Here is a 23,360-nt window from a genome sequence, read left to right on the forward strand (position 1 = left end):
TTCAGTGCACTACATCCAGCGGCATCCGGCCGATTTCCTCACCATCCTCGTTCGTGACGAGGATCGAGAAGTGGCGGCCCTTGAGCTCGGGACGCTCCTCGAGCAGGCGCCGCGCAATCTCTTCGGCGACATCCAGAGCCTTGATGTCGTCCGGCAAATCGGCACCTCCCTCGTCGGCTACGGTTTCAGAATCCACCAAATCAAAATGATAGAGCGGCAACGTCTGGTCCTCGGATGTTTCCCGCAGGAACGCGCGGTTTCGGGGCTTCGTTCCGGCGCCGGAGCCATCTGCGGTCCGGCGGGGGGCATCGCCGTCGGGTCCTCGGCGCGAGATTGCCGCGGACTCACGCGCGGCGCCGCCGCGTCCTCGCGCGGGGCCTGGAACGGCCCGCCCTCGATGCCGCGAATGCCAGGCCGGCAGCGATCCCGAGCACCACGAGCCCCTTGCTGAGCACAGCGGCCGGCGGAACCTGCTTCCGCACCAGCCAGCCGCCGTCGACGGACGTGCCCTGCGGACCCGCTTCGAGCAAGGTGCCTTCGTTCCTTGCTGCGGGACGCGCGCGCGACAGTAGCCAGCGGAATGCAGCTCCTATGATATTCTCGGTGATCTCAGGGGCAATCGCATAGGCCAGTTGCCCGGCGCGCGCCGGCCACCCCACGGCCATCTCGTCACGCGGCGCGCGGACGAGGCTCAAGAGGGTCTGGGCTACATCTTCGGATTGATAAAGCAGCGGACCAGGATCGAGCCTTCGTCCGGAGACGTTGGCGCCGTGGACGAAGCCCGGCGTATCGACCATGGACGGAAAGACGCCACAGACGTGAATGTCGGGATGAGCCCGGAGCTCCTGACGCAAGCTTGCGGTGAAGCCGCGCAGGCCGAACTTGCTGGCGGTGTAGGCTGCGGCAAAGGGCGTCGGCGCCCAGCCGCCGAGCGAGATGTTGTTGATCAGGACACCGCGGTTCTGGCGGAGGAAGATCGGAAGCACCGCGAACGCGCCATGCATGGTGCCGAGCAGATTGACCTCGATGGTCCGGCGATGAAGCACGATGTCCGCGTCCTGATAGGCCCCGAACACGCCCGTGCCGGCGTTGTTGATCCAGACGTCGATGCCGCCGAAGGCCTCGTCCGCCGCACCGGCCAGACGCTGCACCGCCTCCGCGTCAGTGACGTCGGTTGGCACGGCCAGCGCGCGGCCTCCGAGCGCCTCGCACTCGGCAGCAAGCCGCATCAAGACCTCGCCGCGGCGTGCGGCGAGGACCACGCTTGCGCCCTCGCGCGCACACGCCAGCGCCGCGGCGCGGCCGATTCCACTGGAGGCGCCGGTGATGACGACGCGCGTGCCGACCATCTGCCTGTGCTCGCGTCCCGAGACCTTCGCCGGAAGCAGCCAGCGCAGGGATCGCCGCAGGCGTGCCGTTCCCTGTGTTTCGAACCAGTCACCATGCGCAAAGATCACCCGCTCCGGAGCCAGCTTCACGAGCCGCTCGGCCGCAGCTCGCGCCGAACGGCCGCCGAGGCGGAGCAGCAGCCGCAGATAGACCGGGGCCTTCCCGTCCGGCCTGGCAATGCCGAGCAGGTTCGCCGCAGCCGCATTCGAGGCGCTGAGGTGGTCGGGATCGAGGTTCTGCACGAGATCGGTCAGAACCAGCGTCCGGCTCCGTCTGTCGAACAGCTCGATCTCCGAGAACATCGGAGCATTCACCGACACCGTTTCGAGATCGGCGGCCCATTCCTCCGGCGTCGTATCCCCAAGCTCGCGATCGATACGCAGGCCCGCCGCCCGCACCTGCCCGCGCGCCGCAAGGCCGCGCGCGGCAAGGACCGCTGCCTGCGGCAACTGCCTCTGCCATTCAGGCAGGAACATCCAGTGCGCAATATTTGGCGCCAGCAGGCATCTGATCGTGCCCAGCCGCTCCAGCTCCTGGCGCAGAGCCGGCGAATATCTCACCGGCGAATGCAGCACGAGGTCGCCATTCGACAGGCGGATCACGGTCATCCGCACGGGCAGTTGCAGGCCGGCGGCGCTGATCGGCTTGTCGTTCACGATCCAGATATCGTCTGTCACGCGCGACAGGCTGGCGGTCGACACACCGGCGTCGGAACTTTGCATGAGCGTCTTTCCCTCGCGAAGACGTTGCTCCAAAGCGCGTGGGCGGCGCTCGTTCCTCAGCAATGTCTTGGAAAGAATGGCCTGGAAATCACATCGCTGCGGTCGCTCTACCTGCTTCGAGGCGGGCCTGCAGCCCGTTTCGGACCTCGGCAATGACAGGACCCCAGTCGTCCGGCCGTGTTTGATGAAACAGCCGCAGGCTCGGATACCAGAACGAACGCGCGCCGGATTGAGGCCAGCGCCAGTCGCAATCGGCATGCAGCAAGACCCAGGCCTCGCATCCCAGCGCGCCCGCAAGGTGCGCCACCATGGTGTCGACACATACGACGAGATCGAGCTGCCGCAGGCGGTGGCCGAGAGCTATGATGTCGGGCGTGCTGACGTCCCGCGCCCCGATCGCCGCGAGTTCATCGGCGCTGGCGCCGCGCTGGAGCGAATGGAGCGTCACGCCGGGACCCGCGAGATTGCGCAGCAAGACGGCCGGAACCTCCCGCCGCTTGTCCCACTCACCGACTTTCCAGACCAGGCCGACGGCCAGACTTTGTTCTCGCCGAAGCGGCGGAAGAGCAATTGGAGGCAGCGCCAGGTAAGGACCGCGCATCTCCACCTGATCCCGGCGCGCTCTGATGGCGTGCGGTACCTCCATGATCTCGATGTCGACCTCGAAAGCGCTCTCGGGCGCACCATCATGCAGCGGGACGGCGCGATCGACGCCCGCTGCGCCCTCGACCAGCGGCAGCACCTCGGGTTGACACCACAGGGTGACGCTGCGCGCAATCGCGCGAAGCGGCTTCATGAAGCGCAGGAACTGGATGGTGTCGCCGAGCCCGTGATAGCAGCGCACCAGCACGTGCTTATCCTTCAGGTCCTCGCCACGCCAGATCCGCTGGAGATGGCGCGGGCCGGTGTGCTTGGGCGGATGCGCGATCTCCAACAAATCTCGGTCGTTGATCGTCCAGGCGCGTGCGAAATCGCCCGCCCTGATTGCTTCCGCCCAGCCGCCCGCCATGTCGCGCGGTCGCTAGTGTCGCACGAACTTGTGGAATCGACTGAGCTTGCCGTCCTTGGTTCGATCCTGATGCAGGAACGCAATGCCGGCTTCATCGAACTTTTCGAAGAACTCGTCCCAGCTGATGCGATCCAGCGCTTCGTCCGGCGGATCAAAATCAATGCGCAGGATTCCTGCGTGGCCATCCTCCTCCGTCGCCTTCACGGTCGCCGGCCTCCCGCCGCGCTCCTCGGCCCATTTCTGGATGACGTTGTGATCGGTAGTCTCGTGAGCTTCGCTGTTTTGCGCCTTGGACGTCATGTCACACCTCGTTGACTAGCCGGGCGATGAACCCGCGCACTGCATCGAACCATTGGCCGACAAACGCGGGGCGGGGTGATTTGTTCTTCGCGATAGTACAAAGCGTTCGCGCGAGGCGAGCATCATCTTCTTCATCTTCATCATGAAAGTCGTTCGTTCCGAGCAGGCGGTACGGGATTTTATCCCATGTTAAGCGCGTCGCATTTTGTCGCGAGGAATCGGCCAAGGCGTGCCGCACGCCATCTCCTTTCCAGGAACGAACATACCTTCCACACGTTCGCCGACGTACTTACACCGACTCTTGCACCGACGCCGCGTGCTTCCGGAGGGCTTCATTCCATGCATTCTCGTCTCCAACACAGGCGCCGCGTGCGCGTCGGACTCGTCGGCGTCGGCAATTGCGCGAGCTCCTTCGTCCAGGGCCTCACCTACTACCGCAACGCCAAGTCGAACGAGCCGGTCCCGGGGCTGATGAACGCGGACCTCGGCGGTTACCATATCAGCGACATCCAGATCGCTTCGGCGTTCGACGTCAACGCCAACAAGGTCGGCCGCGACGTCGCCGATGCGATCTTCGCCCCGCCCAACAACACGCACCGCTTCTCCGACGTCGCGCCGACAGGCGTGATCGTCCAGCGCGGTCCGGTCCTGGATGGCATCGGACATTATCTCACCGACGACGTTCCGATTGCGGAGGTGCCGGAGGCCGACGTGTCCGAAGTGCTGGCGATGTCCCGCACCGACGTCCTGGTCTCCTATCTTCCGGTCGGCTCGCAGCGCGCCAGCGAGTGGTATGCGGCGCGCGCCATCGAGGCCGGCTGCGGCTACGTCAATTGCATTCCGGTCTTCATCGCCTCCAATCCGGATTGGCAGCGCCGCTTCGAGGAAGCGGGCCTGCCGATCGTCGGCGACGACATCAAGAGCCAGGTCGGTGCCACCATCCTGCATCGCGTGCTCGCCAATCTGTTCCGCGAGCGCGGGGTGCGGCTCGACCGCACTTACCAGCTCAATGTCGGCGGCAACACCGATTTCAAGAACATGCTCGAACGGGAGCGGCTGGCCTCGAAGAAGATCTCCAAGACCCAGGCCGTGACCAGCCAGTTCGACGTCCCCATGGACCCCGACAACATCCATGTCGGACCGAGCGACCACGTGCCGTGGCTCACCGACCGCAAGCTCGCTTTCATCCGCCTAGAGGGAACGACGTTCGGCGGCGTTCCCCTGAGCGCCGAGGTCAAGCTCGAGGTCTGGGACTCCCCGAATTCGGCGGGCGTCGTGATCGACGCGGTGCGCTGTGCCAAGCTCGCCATGGACCGCGGCCAGGCCGGAGCGCTGACCGGCCCTTCGAGCTATTTCATGAAATCGCCGCCGCAGCAGTTCACCGACGAGGAGGCCGGACGGCGAACGCGCGCCTTCATCGACGACAAGGCGTTTGCGTGATGGCTGGGATCATCCATCTCGTCCGCCACGGTCATCATGCCCTGCTCGGCCGTATCCTGTGCGGCCGGATGAAAGGCGTCGCGCTCGACGATCTCGGCTGTGAGGAAATGGCGCGCTGTGCCGGCACCATCGCGCCGCGGCCATCGCTCATTCAGTCCAGCCCGCAACGGCGCTGCATGCAGTCGGCCTGCATCCTCGCGGCGCAGTTCAGGCTGCCGGTCGAGATCGTTCCCGCTCTCGACGAACTCGATTATGGCGAATGGACCGGACGATCGTTCGACGACCTGGCGCCGGATCCCCGATGGTCACGCTGGAATGGGCGACGCGGCACCAGCCGCCCGCCCGGCGGCGAGAGCATGCGGTCGCTTCAGAGCCGCATGGTCGCTCATCTGGAGCAGCTGCGTGCCGATCGCAATCTCGACACCGTCGTCCTCGTCAGCCACGCCGAGCCGATCCGCGCCGCGCTGCTGCACTATTCGCGCACGCCGCTCGACCAGTTTCTTTCGATCGAGATCGATCCGGCCAGCATCAGCACGCTCCGCGCCGACAGAAGCGGCATGAAGATCACCGGGATCAACAAGCGGGTGCCGGCGTGAAGATCGTCATCTTCGGCCTGACAATCTCCTCGTCCTGGGGCAACGGTCACGCCACCTTGTGGCGCGGCCTCTGCAAGCATCTCGCGCGTTCGGGACACAGCGTCGTCTTCTTCGAGCGCGACGTGCCCTATTATGCCGGTGCCCGCGATCTCTACGAACTGCCGGGCGGCGCGCTCCGGCTGTTCGCGAACTGGGACGATGTGCGGCAGGCGGCAAGCGCCGAAGTCCGTGACGCCGACGTCGCGATCGTGACCTCCTATTGTCCCGATGCGATCGCCGCGACCGAGCTGATCCTCGCTGAGGGTAGTGCCGTTCCCGTGTTCTACGACCTCGATACGCCGGTCACGCTGGCAAGGCTCATCGCCGGCGAGGCTGTCCCTTATATCGGCCCGCGCGGCCTGCGGGACTTCGCGATGGTGCTCAGCTTCACCGGCGGGCCTCACGTTGCGGACGAATTCCGCAACAGGCTCGGCGCGCGCGACACGCGGCCGCTTTATGGGCATGTCGACACAGACATCCACCATCCGGTCGCGCCGCAGCCGCATTATCGCGCCGATTTGTCCTATCTCGGCACCTACTCCGAAGATCGCCAGCGCACGCTCGAGGCGCTCTTGGTCGCGCCCGCGCGGGCGCGCCAGGATCTCCGTTTCCTGATCGGCGGCGCGCAATATCCGGACGATTTCCCATGGTCGCCCAACATCTATTTCGTGCGGCACCTGCCGCCGTCCGAGCACGCGCCGTTCTTTGCCTCATCGCGGCTGACCCTCAATGTCACCCGCCGGGCCATGGCGGAGATGGGCTGGTGCCCGTCGGGCCGGCTGTTCGAGGCCGCGGCATGCGGTGCCCCGCTGCTGAGCGACGACTGGCCCGGAATAGCGGACTTCTTCGCGCCCGGAGAGGAGATCCTGATCGCACGCGATGAGCACGACGCGCTTGCCGCACTCGCGATGCCGGATGCCGAGCTCAGACGCATGGCCCTGCGCGCTTATGACCGCACCATGGACCAGCACACATCCGACAAGCGGGCGCGTGAACTGATCTCGATGCTCGAGCAGATTGCGTCGAGCCGCGTCAGCCGGCAACAAATCGAGGAGGCCTGATCATGTGGGGCATCGTTCCGGCCGCAGGCCGCGGCAGCCGTATCCAGCCGCTCGCCTTCTCGAAGGAATTGCTGCCGGTCGGCAGCCGGCATGACGACGGTACCGACCGTCCCTGCGCCGTGTCCGAATATCTGCTGGAGCGCCTCATCCTCGGCGGCGCCGACAAGATCTGCTTCGTGATCTCGCCCGGCAAGTCCGACATCCTCGAATATTTCGGCGACCATTACGGCAGCGCCGAGCTCGCCTATGTGGTGCAGCCCGAAGCCTCCGGACTGTGCGACGCGGTGTTCAGGGCAAGCACAGTCGTCGGGCAGCACGAGGACGTCATGGTCGGCTTGCCCGACACGGTCTGGTTTCCCAAGGCGGCCCTGCAATCCCTACCCGACGCAGACCTCTCGTTCCTGCTGTTCCCGGTCGAGCACCCCGAATTCTTCGATGCGGTGGTGCTGGACGGCGAGCAGGTGACGGAGATCCAGGTCAAGCAGCCGAATGCAGCCTCGCGCTGGATCTGGGGTGCTTTCAAGATGTCGGCGCACGGCTTCCGCCAGCTCCAGGCGCTGTGGCACGCACGCGAACGCCGCGACGAATATTTTGGGACGCTGGTCAATGCCTATCTTTCCGCCGGCGGCAACGGCATCGGGGTCAAGGCCGGCGAATCCTACGTCGATGTCGGCACCATCGACGGCTATCGCACGGCAATGGCCCTGCTCGCCGAGGGCGTCGAGGGCCGTTCCACGTTGCGGGCCCGCGCCTCATCGGACGGGGCCCGGCCGATCACAATGAATAACGGAGCGATTGCATGACCCGAGGGGCCCTCTCCCGCGAGGAAATCCGCCAGCGCGTCGATGCGCTGGGGCCATGGTTTCACAATCTCGACCTCAAGGGCGTGCCGACCGCGCCGTCGCACTTCCTCGGCGACTATCCCAATGTGAAGTGGCAGCGCTTCTCCGGCATCATCCCCGACCGGCTCGAAGGCAAGACCGTGCTCGATATCGGCTGCAATGCCGGCTTCTACGCCATGGAGATGAAGCGGCGCGGCGCCGAACGCGTGCTCGGCCTCGACACCGACGAAGAATATCTGGCCCAGGCCCGCTTCGCGGCCGAAGTGAACGGGCTCAGGATCGAATTCCGCAAGATGTCGGCCTATGATGTCGGGCAGCTCCGTGAGAAGTTCGACCTCGTGATCTTCATGGGCGTGCTCTACCATCTGCGACACCCGCTGCTGGCGCTGGACCTGATCCATGAGCACGTCGCCGGCGATCTCCTGCTGTTCCAGTCGATGCTGCGCGGCGATAGCCATGTCGATGCGATCGAAAAGAACTACGACTTCTGGACTACCGAGCAGTTCGATTCCTCCGGCTACCCGAAGCTGCACTTCATCGAGCACAAATATGCCGACGATCCCACCAATTGGTGGGTGCCCAATCGCGCCTGCGTCGAGGCCATGCTGCGCAGCGCCGGCTTTGCCATCGCGGCGCATCCGGAGGAGGAAGTCTATCTGTGCAGGCACACGGTACGGCCGCAGGCTGACGGACCGGTTTATCCATCACGGGAGGCGGGTCGATGATCGAGGCTGCCAAGATCTGGAACGAGCCGAACAACAAGTCGCATTGGGACCTGCTGATCGACCCGGACTGGACGATGTTCGCGAATCTTGCCCTCGCGGCGGGAAAAGCTATCCGCAGCGCGCATCCGACCTTGCCGCGCGTGCTCGGCGGCATCTCGCCGATCGACCCGTCCTTCATGCGCAGCATGCAGGCGCGCGGCGTACTCGACCACGTCGACGCCGTCGCCGTGCACGGGTTTCCGCTCGACTGGAATTTATGGCAGATCGGAGAATGGCCGGCCAAGATCGATGAAATCAGGGCTGTTACCTCGCTCCCGGTCTGGGTGACCGAGGTCGGCGTCTCCTCGTTCGGCGCCGAGGAGGTGCAAGCCTGGGGCCTGTCGCGCACCGCCGACCTTCTGATCGGCCGCGCGCCGCGCATTCACTGGTACAGCCTCTATGATCTCCCTTCGGCCTGGGAGGCGACCACGCGTCACAAGGAGGCCGAGGGGTCCTCCTATTACCGGCATTTCCACATGGGCCTGCTGCGCGAGGATGGAACGCCGAAAGCCGCGGCGGAGCTGTTCGGCCAATACGCCGCCGACATGGGCCTCTGCCAGTGGTTTCATTTCGAGGACCATCGTCTCGATGACGCCGTGCGCTGGATGCGCCGCTTCGGCGTCAGGCACTTGCGGACCGGCCTGTCATGGGCCGACAGCTTCCGTCCCAATGCGCTGGACTGGTTCGACCGCCAGATGGATGCGCTGGCCGAGTTCGAGGTCACCGTGACGTTCTGTTTCACGCCGGAACACCGCGGCCTCGAACCGCATCACACCAGCCCGCCGCTCGACGCGAACGAGTTCGCCGATTTCTGCGCGCAGATGGTCGAGCGCTATTGCACGAAGACCGGTCTCGCCTCTTCCATTGGCACCTCCCCGCCGATCAGGGAACCGACATGCGTGCCCTGATCCTGGTGATGGATTCCGTCGGCATTGGCGCGGCGCCGGACGCTGTCAATTACGGCGACGAGGGTGCCGACACCGTCGGGCACATCGCAGATGCGTGCATAGCCGGCCGTGCCAATAGTCCGCAGCGGGAGGGGCCGCTGTGCCTGCCCAATCTCGTGGGGCTTGGCCTTGGAGAGGCCTGCCGCCTTGCGACGGGGCGCGTCCCGCCCGGGCTCGACGGCCGCGTTCAAAATTCGCGTTATGGCTGCGCCAGCGAGATATCGAGGGGCAAGGACACGCCATCCGGCCATTGGGAGATCGCCGGCGTGCCTGTCGCGTTCGACTGGGGCTATTTTCCAAAGATCCAGCCCTGCTTCCCGCGCGATCTCGTAACGAAGCTGTGCGAACAAGCCGGACTGCCCGGCATCCTCGGCAACTGCCACGCCTCCGGCACCGACATCATCGCCGAATTCGGCGAGCGCCACATGCGCAGCGGCGAGCCGATCTGCTACACCTCGGCCGACAGTGTGTTCCAGATCGCGGCGCACGAAGAGACGTTCGGGCTCGATCGGCTCTACGACGTCTGCACGGTCGCGAGGCGGCTGGTCGATCCCCTCAACATCGGCCGCGTCATCGCGCGTCCGTTCGTCGGAACGGACGCAGGCAATTTCAAGCGCAGCTCGCACCGGCGCGATTTCTCGGTTCCGCCGCCCGAGCGAACCATCCTCGACCTTGCAGAAACTGCCGGCCGCGACATCGTCACGATCGGCAAGATCGACGACATCTTCGCCCATCGCGGCACCGGGCGAAACCTGCGCGGCGACGGCAATGCGGCGCTTTTCGATGCCGCGCTCGATGGGCTGAGAGGCCTTGCAGAAGGCGGGCTTTTGTTCGCGAACTTCATCGATTTCGACACGCTCTACGGCCACCGCCGTGACGTCGCCGGCTACGCAACGGCGCTCGAAGCTTTCGATGCCCGCCTCCCCGAGTTGCTGAGCCGGCTGCGAAGCGACGATCTTCTCATCATCACCGCCGATCATGGCTGCGATCCGACCTGGAGTGGCACCGATCATACGCGCGAGCAGGTCCCGATCCTGGCGTGGACCGCGCGGTCAACGGCTCCGATCGGCCGGCGCGCCGGCTTTGCCGACATCGGCGCGACCGTTGCAAGACATCTCGACCTGCCGGCGCCGCTTCATGGCGCGCATTTCTAGCCGGGATTCCACCCGGGATTCACTTGGGTTATTGATCCAGGTTAGAGAAATTTTCGTTTGTAGGTTTCGCAGGAACGAACATTCCTTGCACCGCTTCTAACTCCCAGACGTGACTGGCGCGCAGGTCGCCCGACCAAGCAAAGCGCGCTTCAACTCTCATCATCGGCTGGTCCGAATGGATCGGTCCCATGCGGCACGGAGCGGTGAATGACGCGAGTATTGATCACTGGGGGCGCGGGATTCATCGGTTCGCATACGGCCGACGCGCTGCTTGCGGCCGGCTATGATGTCCGCCTTCTCGACAATCTCTCTCCGCAAGTCCATGGCGGCAACCGTCAGCGGCCCGCCTATCTCTCCGACGACGCCGAGCTCGTGGTCGGCGACGTCACGGATAGCGTCGCCGTCGAACAGGCCTTGCGTGGCGCCGACATGGTCGTGCATCTCGCCTCCGCCGTCGGCGTCGGCCAGAGCATGTACGACATCGAGCCCTATGTCCGGACGAACGAGCTCGGCACCGCCGTGCTGCTGCAAGCGCTGGCGAAGCGACCGGTCGCACGGCTGGTGATGGCGTCCTCGATGAGCATCTATGGCGAAGGCCTCTATCGCGATGCCGTCGGCAACGTCGTCGCTTGCGATGAACGACCGATCGGGCAGCTTCGCCAAGGCGAGTGGGAACTGCGGGATCATGCAGGCCATGCGCTTGATCCCGTGCCTACGCCTGAGACCAAGCAGCCGTCTTTGAGCTCGATCTACGCGCTGAACAAATATGCGCAGGAGCGCATGTGCCTGATCACGGGCAAGGCCTACGGCATTCCGACCGTCGGCTTGCGTTTCTTCAACGTGTTCGGTCCGCGGCAAGCGCTGTCGAATCCCTATACCGGGGTGCTGGCCATCTTCGCCGCGCGGCTGCTCAATGGCCGGCCGCCGCTCGTCTTCGAAGACGGCCTGCAGCGGCGCGACTTCGTCCACGTGCACGATGTCGCCCGCGCCTGCCGCATGGCACTCGAATCCGACCACGCCCAGGACGTCTTCAACGTCGGCTCGGGCCAGAGCCGCACCATTCTGTCGGTAGCCGAGGATCTGGCGGAGGTGATGGGACGGTGCGAGATCGCTGCCGAAATCACACGGAAATACCGTGCCGGCGACATCCGCCACTGCTTTGCCGATATCGGCAAGTCACGCGACCTGCTCGGCTTCGAGCCGCATGTCGCGTTCAAGGACGGGCTTGAAGAGCTCGCCGGGTACCTCGCCGACCAGATCGCCGACGATCAGGCGGAGCGGGCGACCCGTGAGCTGCTGCAACGAGGGTTGGTCGCGTGATGAGTGAACAAGACAACAGACCCGTCCTTGTTACCGGCGGCTGCGGCTTCATCGGCAGCAATCTCGCCGACCGTCTCGCCGAACGCGGCGACCGTGTGCTGGTGCTGGACAATCTCGCCCGCGCCGGCGTGCGCGAGAACGCGCAATGGCTGAAATCCCGGCATGGCGACCGCGTTGCGATCACGGTGGCCGATATCCGCGAGCCCATTCCGGTGATCGACGCCGTGCGCGAGGCACGGGCCGTGCTGCACCTCGCGGCCCAGGTCGCCGTGACCGACAGCGTCAGCGATCCCTCGGCCGATTTCGAGATCAACGCGCGCGGCACGCTGAATGTGCTGGAAGCGGTCCGTTCGCACAATTCCTCGGCGCCGGTGATCTTCGCCTCGACCAACAAGGTTTACGGACGCCTGATCGAGGACGGCGAGATCGCGCTCGCCGGCCGCCGCTACACGCCGGTCAATGATCTGCTCGCTGACGGCATTTCGGAGAACACCCCGCTCGATTTCTACAGCCCCTATGGTTGCTCCAAGGGCACCGCCGATCAGTACGTCCACGATTATGCCCGGGTGTTCGGGCTGCAGACCGTGGTGATGCGCATGAGCTGCATCTACGGGCCGCGGCAATTCGGCACCGAGGACCAGGGCTGGATCGCACACTTCCTGCTCAGCGCCATAAGCGGCAATCCGCTGACGATCTATGGCGACGGCAAGCAGGTCCGCGACGCGCTGCACGTGTCGGACGCGGTGAGCGCCTGGCTCGCGGCGCTCGACCACATCGCACTGGCGCGCGGGCGCGTCTTCAATCTCGGCGGCGGTCCGGCCAATGCGGTCAGCCTGCTCGAGTTGATCGACCGCATCACCGAGCTGACGGGCCGCAAGGTCAGCTATCGCTTTGCGGACTGGCGGCCGGGCGATCAGCCCTGGTACGTGACCGACACGCGGGCGCTCGCCACCGCGCTCGGCTGGACGGCGCAAATGCCGCTCGCCGACGGCCTGCGCTCGCTCCACACCTGGCTCGACAGCCGCTTCGGGTCACAGGACAGAAGCGAGGCCCTGGCATGACGCGGGTCGCCCTCATCAATCCGAACTGGGATTTTTCAGGCAGCATCTATTTCGGCTGCCGCTCGCCTCACCTGCCGCTCGAGCTCGGCATCTCCCAGCACTATCTGAAGGCGGCGGGCCACGACACGCTGCTGCTCGATGCGCATATGTTCGATCTCTCCCTCCGCGACATCGAAGCCGAGCTGCGCGCCTTTGGACCGGACCAGATCGTCTTCACCACCGCACCGACCTACCTGTTCTGGCGCTGCGCGCCGCCCGAGCTGCGCGTGCCGCAGCAGCTCGCCATTGCGGTGCGGAACCTTGCGCCGACCCTGATCGCGGTCGGCCCGCATGGCTCGACTACGCCGAAGACCGCCCTGAGGAAGCTCGGCGTCGATATCGTCGTGATGGGCGAGTGCGAGGCGTCGCTGCTGCGTCTCGCCAATGGCGAACGGGACTTTCCCAGCCTGTGCTTCGCCGACGGTGCGTCGCTCCGGGTCAATGGCGGCCCGCAGGCGGTCGCGTTCAGCGATCAGCCCGCGCTCGACTGGCCTGACGAGATGATCCGGCGTCACCACCACCATCATCACCGCTTCGAGGCCGAGCCGACGGCGCCGGGCGCCGAGGTGGAGGCCTCGCGCGGCTGTCCGTACAATTGCACGTTCTGCGCCAAGGAGAATTTCCGCAACGCCTATCGCAAGCGGCCGCCCACGGTCATTCTCGACGAGATCGATCGTCTGCGCCGTCACGGCATCGAGTACGTCTACTTCATCGACGAGATCTTCCTTCCCAATCGCGAGCTCCTCGAGGGCTTGACGACGCGCGGGCTGAAGTTCGGCGTGCAGACGCGGATCGACCTCTGGAAGCCCGACATGCTCGCCCTGCTCGGGCGCGCCGGCTGCGTCTCGATCGAAGCCGGCATCGAGAGCCTCACCGTGGAAGGGCGCGCAGCCCTCGCCAAGAACTGCAAGATGACGACGGATCAGCTCGCGGACCGACTGGTCGAAGCCCGCCGTCACGTCCCCTTCGTGCAGGCCAATCTGATCGAGGTGCCCGAGGACGACGATCCCGTGGTGCAGCGCTGGCGCCGCACGATGCAGGATGCCGGCGTCTGGGCCAACGATCCGGTGCCGCTCTATCCCTATCCCGGCTCTCCCGACTACCGCAAGCTCTGGGGCGAGCCCGACGATGTCGCCTGGGAGCGCGCACACCGGCACTATCTCGCGATGTTCGACCAGTTCAGCGACGTGCAGAACGATCGCCCGGTGCCGCTCGACAGCCTCGAACTCCAGGTGGCCTCATGAACCGTGGGGCCGACATCAGGATCATGATGACGACCGACACGGTCGGCGGCGTCTGGACCTATTCCTGCGCCCTCGCCGCCAGTCTCGCTGCGTCCGGCGCCGACGTCACGCTCGTAACGCTGGGCCCGCGGGCACGGGTCGATCAGCGTCAGATGCTGCGTGAGACCAGCGTTCACCTGATCGAGACGGACGTCGCACTCGAATGGCAGGACCCGGAGGGCCAAAACGTTTCCGACGCAAGGCGCGTGCTTGCAAACCTGGAAGCCAGGTTGATGCCCGACGTTGTGCATCTCAACAGCTTTCGCGAGGCGACCTTTGCCTGGCAGGCCCCGACCGTGCTGGTGGCGCATTCCTGCGTGAACTCCTGGGCCTTGGCCTGCCGCGATACGGCCTGGCTTGGCGAGCCCAAATGGCGCCGCTACAGCGAGCGGGTCGCCGCTGCGCTCGACGCGGCGCAGGCCTGGGTCTGTCCGAGCCGGGCCTTCCACGACGACATCACGGCGATCTATCAGCCGCAATCGCGCGGCGCGGTGATCTGGAACGGAATGACGCCGCGCGCCCTCGCTGGACGGAAGCAAGACTTGATTTTCGCAGCAGGACGGCTGTGGGACCGAGCCAAGAACATCGAGACGCTCGCCGCCGCCGCGCCCGGGCTGGATTGGCCGGTCGAGGTGGCCGGTCCTATCGAAGCACGCCTGCCAGCTGGCGTCACCTGGCTCGGAGAGCTGCCGCATGAAGAGCTGGAGGCGCGCTTGCAGCATGCAGCGATCTTCGTCAGCCCCGCGCTCTATGAACCGTTCGGCCTCTCGGTGCTGGAAGCCGCGGCCGCGGGCTGTGCGCTGGTCCTCTCCGACATCCCGACGTTCCGGGAATTGTGGCGCGGCGCAGCCTTGTTCGTCGATCCCGCCGACAACGAGGCGCTGCATCGGGCCCTGGCAGAGCTTTGCGCCGACGATATGGGTCGAGCGCGGCTGCAGCGGGCCGCCTATGAGCAATCCCTGACCTATTCGCTGACGCGCATGACGAGCGCCTATCTGGGTCTCTACCGGGACCTGATCGCATCGCGCCGGACGAGCACGGCGGCCAGCCAAATCGAGGTGCGCGCATGAAATGCGTCCTGTTCTATCATGCCTTCACCTCGTGCTGGAACAACGGCAACGCACATTTCCTGCGAGGCTATGCGCGCGAGCTCCATGCGCTCGGGCACGAGGTCGTCGTGTTCGAACCCATCGACGGCTGGAGCCGGCTGAACGCGATCCGCGAAGGCGGCAGTCGTGCCATGGACGACATCCCGGCACTCTTCTCCGGCATCGACATCCGCCGCTACGATACCGGCCTCGATCTCGACCGGGCGCTAGAGGGCGCCGATCTCGTCATCGTGCATGAATGGAATTCGCCCGATCTCATCGCGCAGATCGGGCGCAGGCGGGCGCGAGGTGGGTCCTTCACCCTGCTCTTTCACGACACTCATCACCGTGCCGTCAGCGCGCCCGAGGAGCTTGCGCAATTCGACCTCGACGGCTTCGACGGTGTGCTCGCCTTCGGCGAGGTGCTTCGGCAGATCTATTTGAAGCTCGGCTGGGCCGACCGGGTCTTCACCTGGCACGAGGCCGCCGATATCGCGCTGTATCATCCACTGCCGCAAGTGGAGCGGACCGACGATCTGGTCTGGATCGGCAATTGGGGAGATGGCGAGCGCAGCGCCGAGCTGAACGAGTTCCTGGTCAAGCCCGCGGCGGAGCTGAAGCTCCGCGCCAGCGTCCATGGCGTCCGCTACTCGGATGACGCACTCCACACCATCAGGCGCGCAGGCATCCGTTATGGCGGCTGGCTGCCGGCGCACTGGGCGCCCATCGCCTTCGCCGGCGCGCGCGCGACCATCCATGTGCCGCGCGGGCCTTACGTCGCGCTGCTTCCGGGCATCCCGACCATCCGCGTCTTCGAGGCGCTGGCCTGCGGCATTCCCCTGGTTTCGGCACCCTGGTCGGATGAGGAAGGCCTGTTCCCCGAGGGCGCTTATCTCAGCGTTGGCGATGGCGAACAGATGAAGCATGCGCTTCGGTCCGTCATCGACGATCCGGAATTCTCTGCCGCGATGGTGGAGACCGGCCTGAGGGTCATCAGGGATCGCCATACGTGCCGCCACCGCGCCGAGCAGCTCATCGACATCGTCACCGACCTCAGGGATTCCAGCCGTTCGCCACGGCCTCAGCACGACATCGGAGCCGTTGCATGAAGATCTGTTTCTTCGGATCCAGCCTCGTCTCGTCCTATTGGAATGGCGCCGCCACCTATTACCGCGGCATGCTGAAGGAGATCGCGGCGCTCGGCCACGAGGTCACCTTCTACGAGCCCGACGCCTTCGACCGCCAGTCGCATCGCGACATCGACGAACCGGATTGGGCCAGGGTGATCGTCTATCCCGCGACCGCCGACGGCTGGCGCCGTGCGCTCGACACCGCCGCACAATCGGCCGACATGCTGGTCAAGGCCAGCGGCGTCGGCGTCTTCGATCTCGAGCTGGAGAACGCCGTCGCCGCCCTACCGTCGCGGCTGACGCGGGTCTATTGGGACGTCGATGCTCCCGCCACGCTCGAGGCGATCGAAAGCGATCCGCAGCATCATCTGCGTCGCGCGATCCCGTGCTACGATATGGTCCTGACCTATGGCGGCGGCGAGGGCGTCGTATCCGCGTATCGATCTGTGGGCGCGCGGGATTGTGTACCGATCTACAACGCGCTCGATCCGGCCACGCATTTTCCGTCGCCGCCCAATCCGCGCTTCGCCTGCGATCTCAGCCTGCTGGCGAACCGCCTGCCCGACCGCGAGAGGCGCATCGAGCATTTCTTCCTCGACGTTGCACGCCGCCTGCCCGAGAAGTCCTTCGTACTCGGCGGCTCCGGCTGGGACGACAAGGACGCCTCCGCCAATCTGCGCAAGGTCGGCCATGTCGGCACCGCCGATCACAACGCGTTCTTCGGCTCCGCGCTCGCCACGCTCAACGTCAATCGCGACAGCATGGCGCGCTACGGCTTCTCGCCGCCGACGCGGGTGTTCGAAGCGATCGGCGCCGGCGCCTGCCTGATCACCGATCAGTGGGCCGGCATCGATCATTTCCTCGAACCCGGCCGCGAGGTGCTGGTTGCCGCTGACGGAGCCGAGGTGGCCGAGCACCTCACCGCGCTCGATCCCGAGCGGGCCCGGTCGATCGCCCGGCGTGCCCGCGCACGCATCCTCAGCCAGCACACTTACCGGCAGCGCGCCCGCCAGTTCAACGATCTCTTCGTCGCCCCCAGCTCCCGAGTAGAGGCAGCAGAATGAACCTCTCCATCGTCGTCATCGGTCTTTCGGTCACTTCGTCCTGGGGCAACGGTCATGCCACGACCTACCGCGCCCTGATCGAAGCGCTGGCGCGACGAGGTCACCGCGTCACGTTCCTGGAGCGGGACGTGCCCTGGTATCGGGATCACCGTGACCTGACCAAGCCCTCTGCCTGGACTGTCGAGCTGTACAAGTCTTCGCAGGATGTTCCGCGCCAGTTCGGCAAGCTGATCCGCGATGCCGATCTGGTGATCATCGGCTCTTATGTCCCTGACGGCATCGCGCTCGCCGAGTGGACCACGACCCACGCGAGGGGCGTCACGGCGTTCTACGACATCGACACGCCGGTCACTCTGGCGCGGCTGGAGCAAGGCCTCGATTATCTCTCGGCGGCAATGATCCCGCGCTTCGATCTCTATCTCTCCTTCAGCGGCGGACCGGTGCCCGGCATGATCGAGCAGGGCTACGGCAGTCCGCTCGCGCGTGTGCTTTATTGCAGCGCAGATGCTGAGATCTACGCGCCGAAGCAGGCGCCGCCGAAATGGGCGCTCGGCTATCTCGGCACCTACAGCGAGGACCGGCAGCCCGTTCTCGAGGAGCTGTTGCTTGCACCAGCGCGCACGCTGCCGTCGGATCAATTCGTCGTCGCCGGTGCGCAATATCCGGACAATATCGCCTGGCCCGCCAACGTCACTCGGATCGAGCACCTCTCGCCAAAGCAGCATCCGGAGTTCTACGCGGCGCAGCGTTTCACGCTGAACGCCACCCGCGCCGACATGAAGGCGTTGGGCTTCTCCCCGTCCGTCCGGCTGTTCGAGGCGGCGGCCTGCGGCACGCCCGTGATCTCGGACCGCTGGCCGGGGATCGAGACGATCTTCGCGCCCTCGAAGGAAATCCTGCTGGCAGCCAGCCCGCGCGAGGTCGTCGAGATCCTGCGCGATATGCCGGAAGAACAACGGCGCACGATCGCACACAACGCGCGGCGGCGGGTTCTCGCCGACCACACGCCCGACCATCGCGCACGGCAGCTGGAGACCTATTATGCCGAGGCAGCCGCGCGGCGCCGCCGCAAGACGGCACCACTCCCTGTTGTTCGTCCCATGCAGGTCGCCCAACTCTGAAAGGCCACGTCATGACGCTCCAGACCCGCATCCACGCATCGCGCCGCTCGCCGACGGTCCTGGTCGCCGGCGGCGCCGGCTTCATCGGATCGCATCTCTGCGACGCGCTCCTGCAACGCGGCAGCATGGTGATCTGCCTGGACAATTTGTTCACGGGAACCACCGACAACATCCGGCCCCTGCTCAACCATCCGAACTTCCGCTTCATCGAGCATGACGTGCGCGATCCCATCGAGATCGAGGGCGGGATCGACCGGATCTACAGCCTCGCCTGCCCGGCATCGCCCCGCCACTATCAAGTCGATCCGGTCGGGACGATGAAAACCTGCGTGCTCGGCTCGATCAACCTGCTCGAACTGGCACGGCAGAAGGGCGCCCGGATCCTTCAGGCCTCCACCAGCGAGGTCTACGGCGACCCGGAGGTGCACCCGCAGCCGGAGTCCTATCTCGGCAACGTCAATCCGGTCGGGCCGCGGGCCTGTTACGACGAAGGCAAGCGGGCCGCGGAGACGCTGATGTTCGACTACCGGCGGATGCACGGGACGGAGATCAAGGTCGCGCGCATCTTCAACACCTACGGGCCGCGCATGCTCGAGAATGACGGCCGCGTCGTCTCCAACTTCATCGTGCAGGCCTTGCGCGGAGAGCCGATCACGATCTACGGCAAGGGCACGCAGACGCGCAGCTTCTGCTTCGTCGACGATCTCGTGCGGGGGCTTCAGCTCCTGATGGAGAGCCCCGCCTCGGTCACCGGCCCATGCAATCTCGGCAATCCGCACGAGGTCACGATCGAGGCCATCGCCCGTGAAGTGCTGGCATGCACCGAATCGGCGTCGCCGCTGCGCTTCGAGCCCCTGCCGAAGGACGATCCCAAGCGCCGCAAGCCCGTGATCGATGCCGCCGAGAAGATTCTGGGATGGCGTCCGCGGGTGGCATTGAAGGACGGCCTTCAAGCGACCATTGCCTATTTCGCGCTCCGTCTGGCCGGGGAAGCGCCCACGCTCGTGCCGGCCATCGCCGGGCGCAGGACCCGCCCTCCAGCCCGCAACCGGCTGACGATGTCCGACCAACGGTGAAGGTCATTGCTTTGGCAGGCTCGCCCGGTAAACCGCTCGCGCAATGAACCTAAAACGTACCGGCCACAGTGACGCGGAACGTCAGTGGCTCCACCGGATGCAGCACGTAGTCCATCACGCCGTTCTGACAAACGGCCGCCGGCGCGGTGCCTGATGTGCAGAGATTGTAGAGCGTGTCGGTCTTCAACAGCGAGCCATAGGCATAGGTGATCTGGTTCGCCTTGCTGTTGAAGAGGTTGAGCACGTCGAACTGGATTCGCCAGCCGTTCTCGCTGCGGTAGCCGAGCCGCGCGTTGACGATGCCGGTCGGTCGCGAGCGGAACGCATTGTCCTCGGTCAACGGGCTCGCGCCGATGTAGCGCCAGCGCGCGCTGCCGAACCAGCCGGTCTTCTCGCCGAGCGTTATTCCAGCCGATGCCACCATCGCGGGGGCATTGGGAATGTAGTTGCCGGGCGCATTGCCGATCTGCGCCTCGGGATAGCCGGCGAGCGAGGCATAGACCGCGGCCTGCTCGCCGTCATGGCCGCGGAAGCGCGCATGCGTCATTGCAAGATCCACATCGATGTCGATCCAGGACCGCGGCCGGTAATGATTGGTCCACTCGAAGCCGTAGCGGCGGCTGGCGCGGGTTGCCGAGGTATCGCCGGCATCGCCGGAGAACAGGATCTCGGAATCCTGATCCAGGATGAAGAGGCTGAGAGAGCTGTCGAGGCCGGGAATGATCCTGCTGCGAACCCCGACCTCCGCGCCTCTGGTGCGCACCAGGAGCGGCGACGGCGTGAGCCTTGTCGCGGGATCGGTGGGATCTTCCGTCGTGGTCGCACCGCGGGCGTCGTTCGAGTGCATGCCGTAGCCGGCGCCGAGGAAGAATTCGGTCCGTTCGAACGGACCAAGCACCATCCTGAATTTCGGGCTGCCGAGCGCGGCATCGGCGCGACCGGAATTTGCGGCGTTGAACAGAGAAGTAACGTCGGCGGCGTAATAATCGCCCCGCCAGCCCAACGTCGTCCTGAGCCAGTCGGTCCAGCGCACCGTGTTTTCGGCATATACCCCGACGCTGCCCTCGCCGACCTTGTCGCTGCGGATATTGCCGATGAAGCCGCGCCGGAACGTATTGGTGAGCGCGAGGTCGATCGCATCATAGCGCGATTGCAGACCGAAAATGGTCTGCATCGGCAGGCCGGCAAAGGAGCCGTTCAGCGTGCGCGAGAGGTTGGCGCCCGTCATCAAGCGGTCGTCGTGCTGGTGGAACTGGTCGCCGAGCACGGGATCGTCGAGGAAGTAAGTGAAATTGTTGAAGAGGTCGAGCTGGCTCTTCACCAGATAGGCGTTGGCCTTCCATGAACCGATGTCGTCGGTCTGCGCGATGCGCCCGGACAGCGCAAAGCGGTTGGCATGACCGCCGTCGCTCGGATCTTCCGAACCGTACCGGCCGAGCAGCCCGCTGGTGATGGCGCGCTGCGGCACCTGGTCGGTCGAATTCCATTTGTTGACGTAGGCCATGCCGGTGACCGACATGCCGTCGGTCGCGGTGCCCTGGCTGTAGCGCACGAGGCCGTTGAGCTTTCGCAATTTGTCCGCATCGTCCCACGGGCCGTCGTAGGTACCGATCTCGCCGGCCACCAGCAGCGAACCGTCGCCAACTTTCGCGGAATCCATGCCGAGCAGACGGCGGTAACCGAAGCCGCCGGCGCTCACCTGCGCCAGCCGCCTTGTGCTGTCGATCAGGCCGATGTGAACGCTTCCGACCGAGGCGAAGTCGCCTTCGTCGGCGAAGTAAGGTCCCTTGCGCACGTCCATTGCGGCGATGGTTTCCGGGATCAGCCAGTTGAGATCGGCATAGCCCTGGCCATGCGCGTGGGTGCGCATGTTGACGGGGACGCCGTCGACGATGATCGCCAGATCGGTGCCGTGGTCGAGATTGTACCCACGCAGGAAATACTGGTTGGCTTTGCCCTCGCCGGAATGCTGCGTCACGATCAGACCGGGCACGGCTTCGAGCGCCTCGCCCGGCCGTGTGAACGGGCGTGCGTTGATCTCGTCGCCGGAGACGGTGATCTCGCTGGCCATGCCGGCTGCGGCCCTTGCACCCGAGCCGGCGCTGCGCGGATCCGACGCCTGCGCCGTCGCGGAAGACACGAAGATGCGGCGGCCGGCCGCGGGCGGTCTGGCGGCACGGCGCGATGCGGCCGTCATCTTGCGCCCGGGCGCGGCGCCGCCACTGACCTCGACCGGCGGCAGTTCGCGTGAGGCGTCATTGCTCTGTGCGAGGGCGCGGCCGTCATCCGCGAGCAGCGCCAAGACCGAGAGTGCCGTCAAAGCGACGCCGTGACGACCGTGCTCAGGCCGCCTCGGTCGCATCGGTGCATTCCAAAACTTTCGTGCCGGCGCGGCGAGGCTCGTTCCCGAACATGCGGCGATAGAGCACGACCGAGACGAGCCATGCGACCGCAAACAGCGCGATCACGACAAAGCCGACATTGGCAAGCGACTCGTTGAGGTCCTCGACCAGCGCCCATGCGCCGCCGGAGAGACCGAGCCGCTCGCCGATCAGGCCGAGCGCTTCGATCCCGCCGATGAACAGTGCAACCGCGACGGAGGCGCCGGTGATCGTGAGGTTGTACCAGAGCTTGCGCAAGGGATCGACGAAGGCCCAGCGATAGGCGCTCACCATCAGCGCGGAATCGGCCGCGTCGACCAGCGCCATGCCTGCAGCGAACAGCGCGGGGAAAACCAGCACATCGGCGAGCGAGGCGCCGCGCGCGGCTTCGCTGGCGGAGATGCTGAGCAGGCTGATCTCCGTTGCGGTGTCGAAGCCGAGGCCGAACAGGAAGCCGAGCGGGTACATGTGCCAGGGCTTCGTGACCAGGCGGAACATCGGGCCGAGCAGCCGGGCCAGAATACCGCGGCTGGCAAGCAGCGCATCGAGCTGCGCAGCATCGTGAACGCCATGCTCCCGCGCCGCGCGAAACGTCCGCCACAGGCCGACGAAAATGACGAGGTTGATCGCGGCAACCGCAAGCAGGAACAGCGCCGAGACTGAGGTGCCGATGAGACCGCCGACCTCCTTGAGCAGGCTGTCGCCGCCAAGGCTCACGACGCCCAGTGCCAGCAGCATGGTCGCCACCACGACAACGGTGGAATGGCCGAGCGCGAAATAGAGGCCGACACTGCGCGGCGTCTCGCCGCCGTGCATCAGCTTGCGCACGACGTTGTCGATCGCGGCAATGTGGTCGGCATCGACGGCGTGACGCAGGCCGAACACCCAGGCCAGCAAGGCGGTCGCCATCACCGTCGGCCGCTCGCCGAACAGCGTGAAGGCCCAGGCCCATGCGGCGATGTTGGCGGCGACGAGCCCGCCAAGCAGCGCCACCGTTCCGGGCTCGACCGCCCGCAAAGTCCGCATCGCTACTCGTTCCATTCGCCCGCCTTTACAGTATGACGTTTATCAAGATTTCTCATACTGACAAGAGCAAGAGCCGGACCAGTTTCGCGCTGATCCCTGACGAGCCGACGGAATGCGAGCCAAATGGCTGGCCTGATGGGGGAATTCCGCCTCAGCGGATCACCGCGCCGATGCGGGATGGGCGCTCGTAGTGGCAAGCAGATGTCCAGTTTGACGCCGAAGTTGACTGTCGTCAGGGGAGCTCGGCCCACGGAACCCATCGCTGTGAAGCGGCTCACATCCGATTCGACGATCCGGATGTATTCATCGTGCCGGGTGGAGATGGCAGACGGAGACGCGCATGAAACTCCTCATGCTCTCGCTAATCGCAGCCATGCTTCTCGCCGGTGCGGCCAATAGCGTATTCAGGCCGCATCCAGTGCCTCACTTCGGTCAGCCCGGCATGGCGTCCATTCAAGACATGCAACGGGACGGGCCGACAAGCTTCCCGAGCAGGAGCTGCAGGACC

The 23,360-nt window shown here is 65.5% G+C and carries 22 protein-coding genes; 15 read left to right on the forward strand and 7 right to left on the reverse strand.

Going from position 1 to position 23,360, the window contains the following annotated elements; translation table 11 throughout:
• Position 1: 1 nt before the first annotated feature.
• From ACM43_RS15730 to ACM43_RS15750, 5 genes are all read right to left on the reverse strand, one after another.
• Complete coding sequence (locus ACM43_RS15730; protein WP_157282706.1) at positions 2-220, reverse strand: DUF6894 family protein; 219 nt, start codon at positions 218-220, stop codon at positions 2-4.
• A gap of 124 nt (positions 221-344) precedes the next feature.
• Positions 345-2,111 (reverse strand): SDR family oxidoreductase, encoded by a 1,767-nt coding sequence (locus ACM43_RS15735; protein ID WP_271541046.1) that lies wholly within the window; start codon positions 2,109-2,111, stop codon positions 345-347.
• A gap of 88 nt (positions 2,112-2,199) precedes the next feature.
• Entirely contained in the window at positions 2,200-3,120 is a 921-nt protein-coding gene (locus ACM43_RS15740; protein WP_271541048.1) for a hypothetical protein, read from the reverse strand.
• Between the two features lie 12 nt (positions 3,121-3,132).
• Positions 3,133-3,420 (reverse strand): hypothetical protein, encoded by a 288-nt coding sequence (locus ACM43_RS15745; protein ID WP_157282700.1) that lies wholly within the window; start codon positions 3,418-3,420, stop codon positions 3,133-3,135.
• 1 nt (position 3,421) lies between these two features.
• Positions 3,422-3,658, reverse strand: coding sequence for a hypothetical protein (locus ACM43_RS15750; RefSeq protein ID WP_271541052.1), 237 nt, complete (start codon positions 3,656-3,658; stop codon positions 3,422-3,424).
• Positions 3,659-3,759: 101 nt separating this feature from the next.
• Here ACM43_RS15750 and ACM43_RS15755 point away from each other — a divergent pair, with 101 nt between their 5' ends.
• The 15 genes from ACM43_RS15755 (at position 3,760) to ACM43_RS15825 (ending at position 19,445) form a co-directional block, all read left to right on the forward strand.
• Positions 3,760-4,860, forward strand: a complete 1,101-nt coding sequence (locus tag ACM43_RS15755) for an inositol-3-phosphate synthase (RefSeq protein ID WP_271541054.1) — start codon at positions 3,760-3,762, stop codon at positions 4,858-4,860.
• A complete protein-coding gene (locus ACM43_RS15760) occupies positions 4,860-5,456 on the forward strand; it encodes a histidine phosphatase family protein (protein WP_271541056.1) in 597 nt (198 codons plus the stop codon). The genes ACM43_RS15755 and ACM43_RS15760 overlap by 1 nt, the downstream gene beginning before the upstream one ends.
• A complete protein-coding gene (locus tag ACM43_RS15765; protein ID WP_271541058.1) occupies positions 5,453-6,556 on the forward strand; it encodes a CgeB family protein in 1,104 nt (367 codons plus the stop codon). The genes ACM43_RS15760 and ACM43_RS15765 overlap by 4 nt, the downstream gene beginning before the upstream one ends.
• A 2-nt stretch (positions 6,557-6,558) precedes the next feature.
• Complete coding sequence (locus tag ACM43_RS15770; RefSeq protein WP_271541060.1) at positions 6,559-7,359, forward strand: nucleotidyltransferase family protein; 801 nt, start codon at positions 6,559-6,561, stop codon at positions 7,357-7,359.
• A complete protein-coding gene (locus tag ACM43_RS15775; RefSeq protein WP_271541062.1) occupies positions 7,356-8,123 on the forward strand; it encodes a TIGR04290 family methyltransferase in 768 nt (255 codons plus the stop codon). Before ACM43_RS15770 ends, ACM43_RS15775 begins: the two co-directional genes overlap by 4 nt.
• Positions 8,120-9,070 carry a beta-xylosidase gene (locus tag ACM43_RS15780; protein WP_271541064.1) on the forward strand — a complete coding sequence of 317 codons (951 nt, stop codon included), beginning with the start codon at positions 8,120-8,122 and terminating at the stop codon, positions 9,068-9,070. Before ACM43_RS15775 ends, ACM43_RS15780 begins: the two co-directional genes overlap by 4 nt.
• Positions 9,058-10,263, forward strand: a complete 1,206-nt coding sequence (locus tag ACM43_RS15785; protein WP_271541066.1) for a phosphopentomutase — start codon at positions 9,058-9,060, stop codon at positions 10,261-10,263. Before ACM43_RS15780 ends, ACM43_RS15785 begins: the two co-directional genes overlap by 13 nt.
• Positions 10,264-10,470: 207 nt before the next feature.
• Complete coding sequence (locus ACM43_RS15790; RefSeq protein ID WP_271541068.1) at positions 10,471-11,583, forward strand: SDR family NAD(P)-dependent oxidoreductase; 1,113 nt, start codon at positions 10,471-10,473, stop codon at positions 11,581-11,583.
• Positions 11,583-12,644, forward strand: a complete 1,062-nt coding sequence (locus ACM43_RS15795; RefSeq protein ID WP_271541070.1) for an NAD-dependent epimerase/dehydratase family protein — start codon at positions 11,583-11,585, stop codon at positions 12,642-12,644. The genes ACM43_RS15790 and ACM43_RS15795 overlap by 1 nt, the downstream gene beginning before the upstream one ends.
• Positions 12,641-13,927, forward strand: coding sequence for a TIGR04295 family B12-binding domain-containing radical SAM protein (locus tag ACM43_RS15800; protein WP_271541072.1), 1,287 nt, complete (start codon positions 12,641-12,643; stop codon positions 13,925-13,927). Before ACM43_RS15795 ends, ACM43_RS15800 begins: the two co-directional genes overlap by 4 nt.
• Entirely contained in the window at positions 13,924-15,036 is a 1,113-nt protein-coding gene (locus ACM43_RS15805; protein ID WP_271541074.1) for a glycosyltransferase family 4 protein, read from the forward strand. The genes ACM43_RS15800 and ACM43_RS15805 overlap by 4 nt, the downstream gene beginning before the upstream one ends.
• Entirely contained in the window at positions 15,033-16,163 is a 1,131-nt protein-coding gene (locus tag ACM43_RS15810; RefSeq protein ID WP_271541076.1) for a CgeB family protein, read from the forward strand. The genes ACM43_RS15805 and ACM43_RS15810 overlap by 4 nt, the downstream gene beginning before the upstream one ends.
• Positions 16,160-17,248 carry a CgeB family protein gene (locus tag ACM43_RS15815; protein WP_271541078.1) on the forward strand — a complete coding sequence of 363 codons (1,089 nt, stop codon included), beginning with the start codon at positions 16,160-16,162 and terminating at the stop codon, positions 17,246-17,248. Before ACM43_RS15810 ends, ACM43_RS15815 begins: the two co-directional genes overlap by 4 nt.
• Entirely contained in the window at positions 17,245-18,369 is a 1,125-nt protein-coding gene (locus ACM43_RS15820) for a CgeB family protein (RefSeq protein WP_271541080.1), read from the forward strand. Before ACM43_RS15815 ends, ACM43_RS15820 begins: the two co-directional genes overlap by 4 nt.
• Before the next feature lie 11 nt (positions 18,370-18,380).
• Entirely contained in the window at positions 18,381-19,445 is a 1,065-nt protein-coding gene (locus ACM43_RS15825; RefSeq protein WP_271541083.1) for a UDP-glucuronic acid decarboxylase family protein, read from the forward strand.
• A 49-nt stretch (positions 19,446-19,494) separates the two neighbouring features.
• Here the strand turns inward: ACM43_RS15825 and ACM43_RS15830 are convergent, their stop codons facing one another.
• Both ACM43_RS15830 and ACM43_RS15835 read right to left on the reverse strand, forming a co-directional pair.
• Entirely contained in the window at positions 19,495-21,807 is a 2,313-nt protein-coding gene (locus ACM43_RS15830) for a TonB-dependent receptor (RefSeq protein WP_271541085.1), read from the reverse strand.
• Positions 21,788-22,852 (reverse strand): HoxN/HupN/NixA family nickel/cobalt transporter, encoded by a 1,065-nt coding sequence (locus tag ACM43_RS15835; RefSeq protein WP_271541087.1) that lies wholly within the window; start codon positions 22,850-22,852, stop codon positions 21,788-21,790. Before ACM43_RS15835 ends, ACM43_RS15830 begins: the two co-directional genes overlap by 20 nt.
• Positions 22,853-23,360 lie beyond the last annotated feature (508 nt).

Origin of the sequence: Bradyrhizobium sp. CCBAU 45321 (assembly GCF_028128975.1) — a bacterium.
Classification (GTDB): Bacteria; Pseudomonadota; Alphaproteobacteria; order Rhizobiales; family Xanthobacteraceae; genus Bradyrhizobium; species Bradyrhizobium yuanmingense.

Coding starts and splice junctions, on each gene's coding strand:
- ACM43_RS15800 (WP_271541072.1), top strand. CDS start 12,641: ATGACGCGGGTCGCCCTCATCAATCCGAACTGGGATTTTTCAGGCAGC.
- ACM43_RS15785 (WP_271541066.1), top strand. CDS start 9,058: ATGCGTGCCCTGATCCTGGTGATGGATTCCGTCGGCATTGGCGCGGCG.
- ACM43_RS15740 (WP_271541048.1), bottom strand. CDS start 3,120: ATGGCGGGCGGCTGGGCGGAAGCAATCAGGGCGGGCGATTTCGCACGC.
- ACM43_RS15795 (WP_271541070.1), top strand. CDS start 11,583: ATGAGTGAACAAGACAACAGACCCGTCCTTGTTACCGGCGGCTGCGGC.
- ACM43_RS15835 (WP_271541087.1), bottom strand. CDS start 22,852: ATGCGGACTTTGCGGGCGGTCGAGCCCGGAACGGTGGCGCTGCTTGGC.
- ACM43_RS15825 (WP_271541083.1), top strand. CDS start 18,381: ATGACGCTCCAGACCCGCATCCACGCATCGCGCCGCTCGCCGACGGTC.
- ACM43_RS15805 (WP_271541074.1), top strand. CDS start 13,924: ATGAACCGTGGGGCCGACATCAGGATCATGATGACGACCGACACGGTC.
- ACM43_RS15810 (WP_271541076.1), top strand. CDS start 15,033: ATGAAATGCGTCCTGTTCTATCATGCCTTCACCTCGTGCTGGAACAAC.
- ACM43_RS15780 (WP_271541064.1), top strand. CDS start 8,120: ATGATCGAGGCTGCCAAGATCTGGAACGAGCCGAACAACAAGTCGCAT.
- ACM43_RS15760 (WP_271541056.1), top strand. CDS start 4,860: ATGGCTGGGATCATCCATCTCGTCCGCCACGGTCATCATGCCCTGCTC.
- ACM43_RS15735 (WP_271541046.1), bottom strand. CDS start 2,111: ATGCAAAGTTCCGACGCCGGTGTGTCGACCGCCAGCCTGTCGCGCGTG.
- ACM43_RS15820 (WP_271541080.1), top strand. CDS start 17,245: ATGAACCTCTCCATCGTCGTCATCGGTCTTTCGGTCACTTCGTCCTGG.
- ACM43_RS15775 (WP_271541062.1), top strand. CDS start 7,356: ATGACCCGAGGGGCCCTCTCCCGCGAGGAAATCCGCCAGCGCGTCGAT.
- ACM43_RS15745 (WP_157282700.1), bottom strand. CDS start 3,420: ATGACGTCCAAGGCGCAAAACAGCGAAGCTCACGAGACTACCGATCAC.
- ACM43_RS15815 (WP_271541078.1), top strand. CDS start 16,160: ATGAAGATCTGTTTCTTCGGATCCAGCCTCGTCTCGTCCTATTGGAAT.
- ACM43_RS15770 (WP_271541060.1), top strand. CDS start 6,559: ATGTGGGGCATCGTTCCGGCCGCAGGCCGCGGCAGCCGTATCCAGCCG.
- ACM43_RS15790 (WP_271541068.1), top strand. CDS start 10,471: ATGACGCGAGTATTGATCACTGGGGGCGCGGGATTCATCGGTTCGCAT.
- ACM43_RS15830 (WP_271541085.1), bottom strand. CDS start 21,807: ATGCGACCGAGGCGGCCTGAGCACGGTCGTCACGGCGTCGCTTTGACG.
- ACM43_RS15755 (WP_271541054.1), top strand. CDS start 3,760: ATGCATTCTCGTCTCCAACACAGGCGCCGCGTGCGCGTCGGACTCGTC.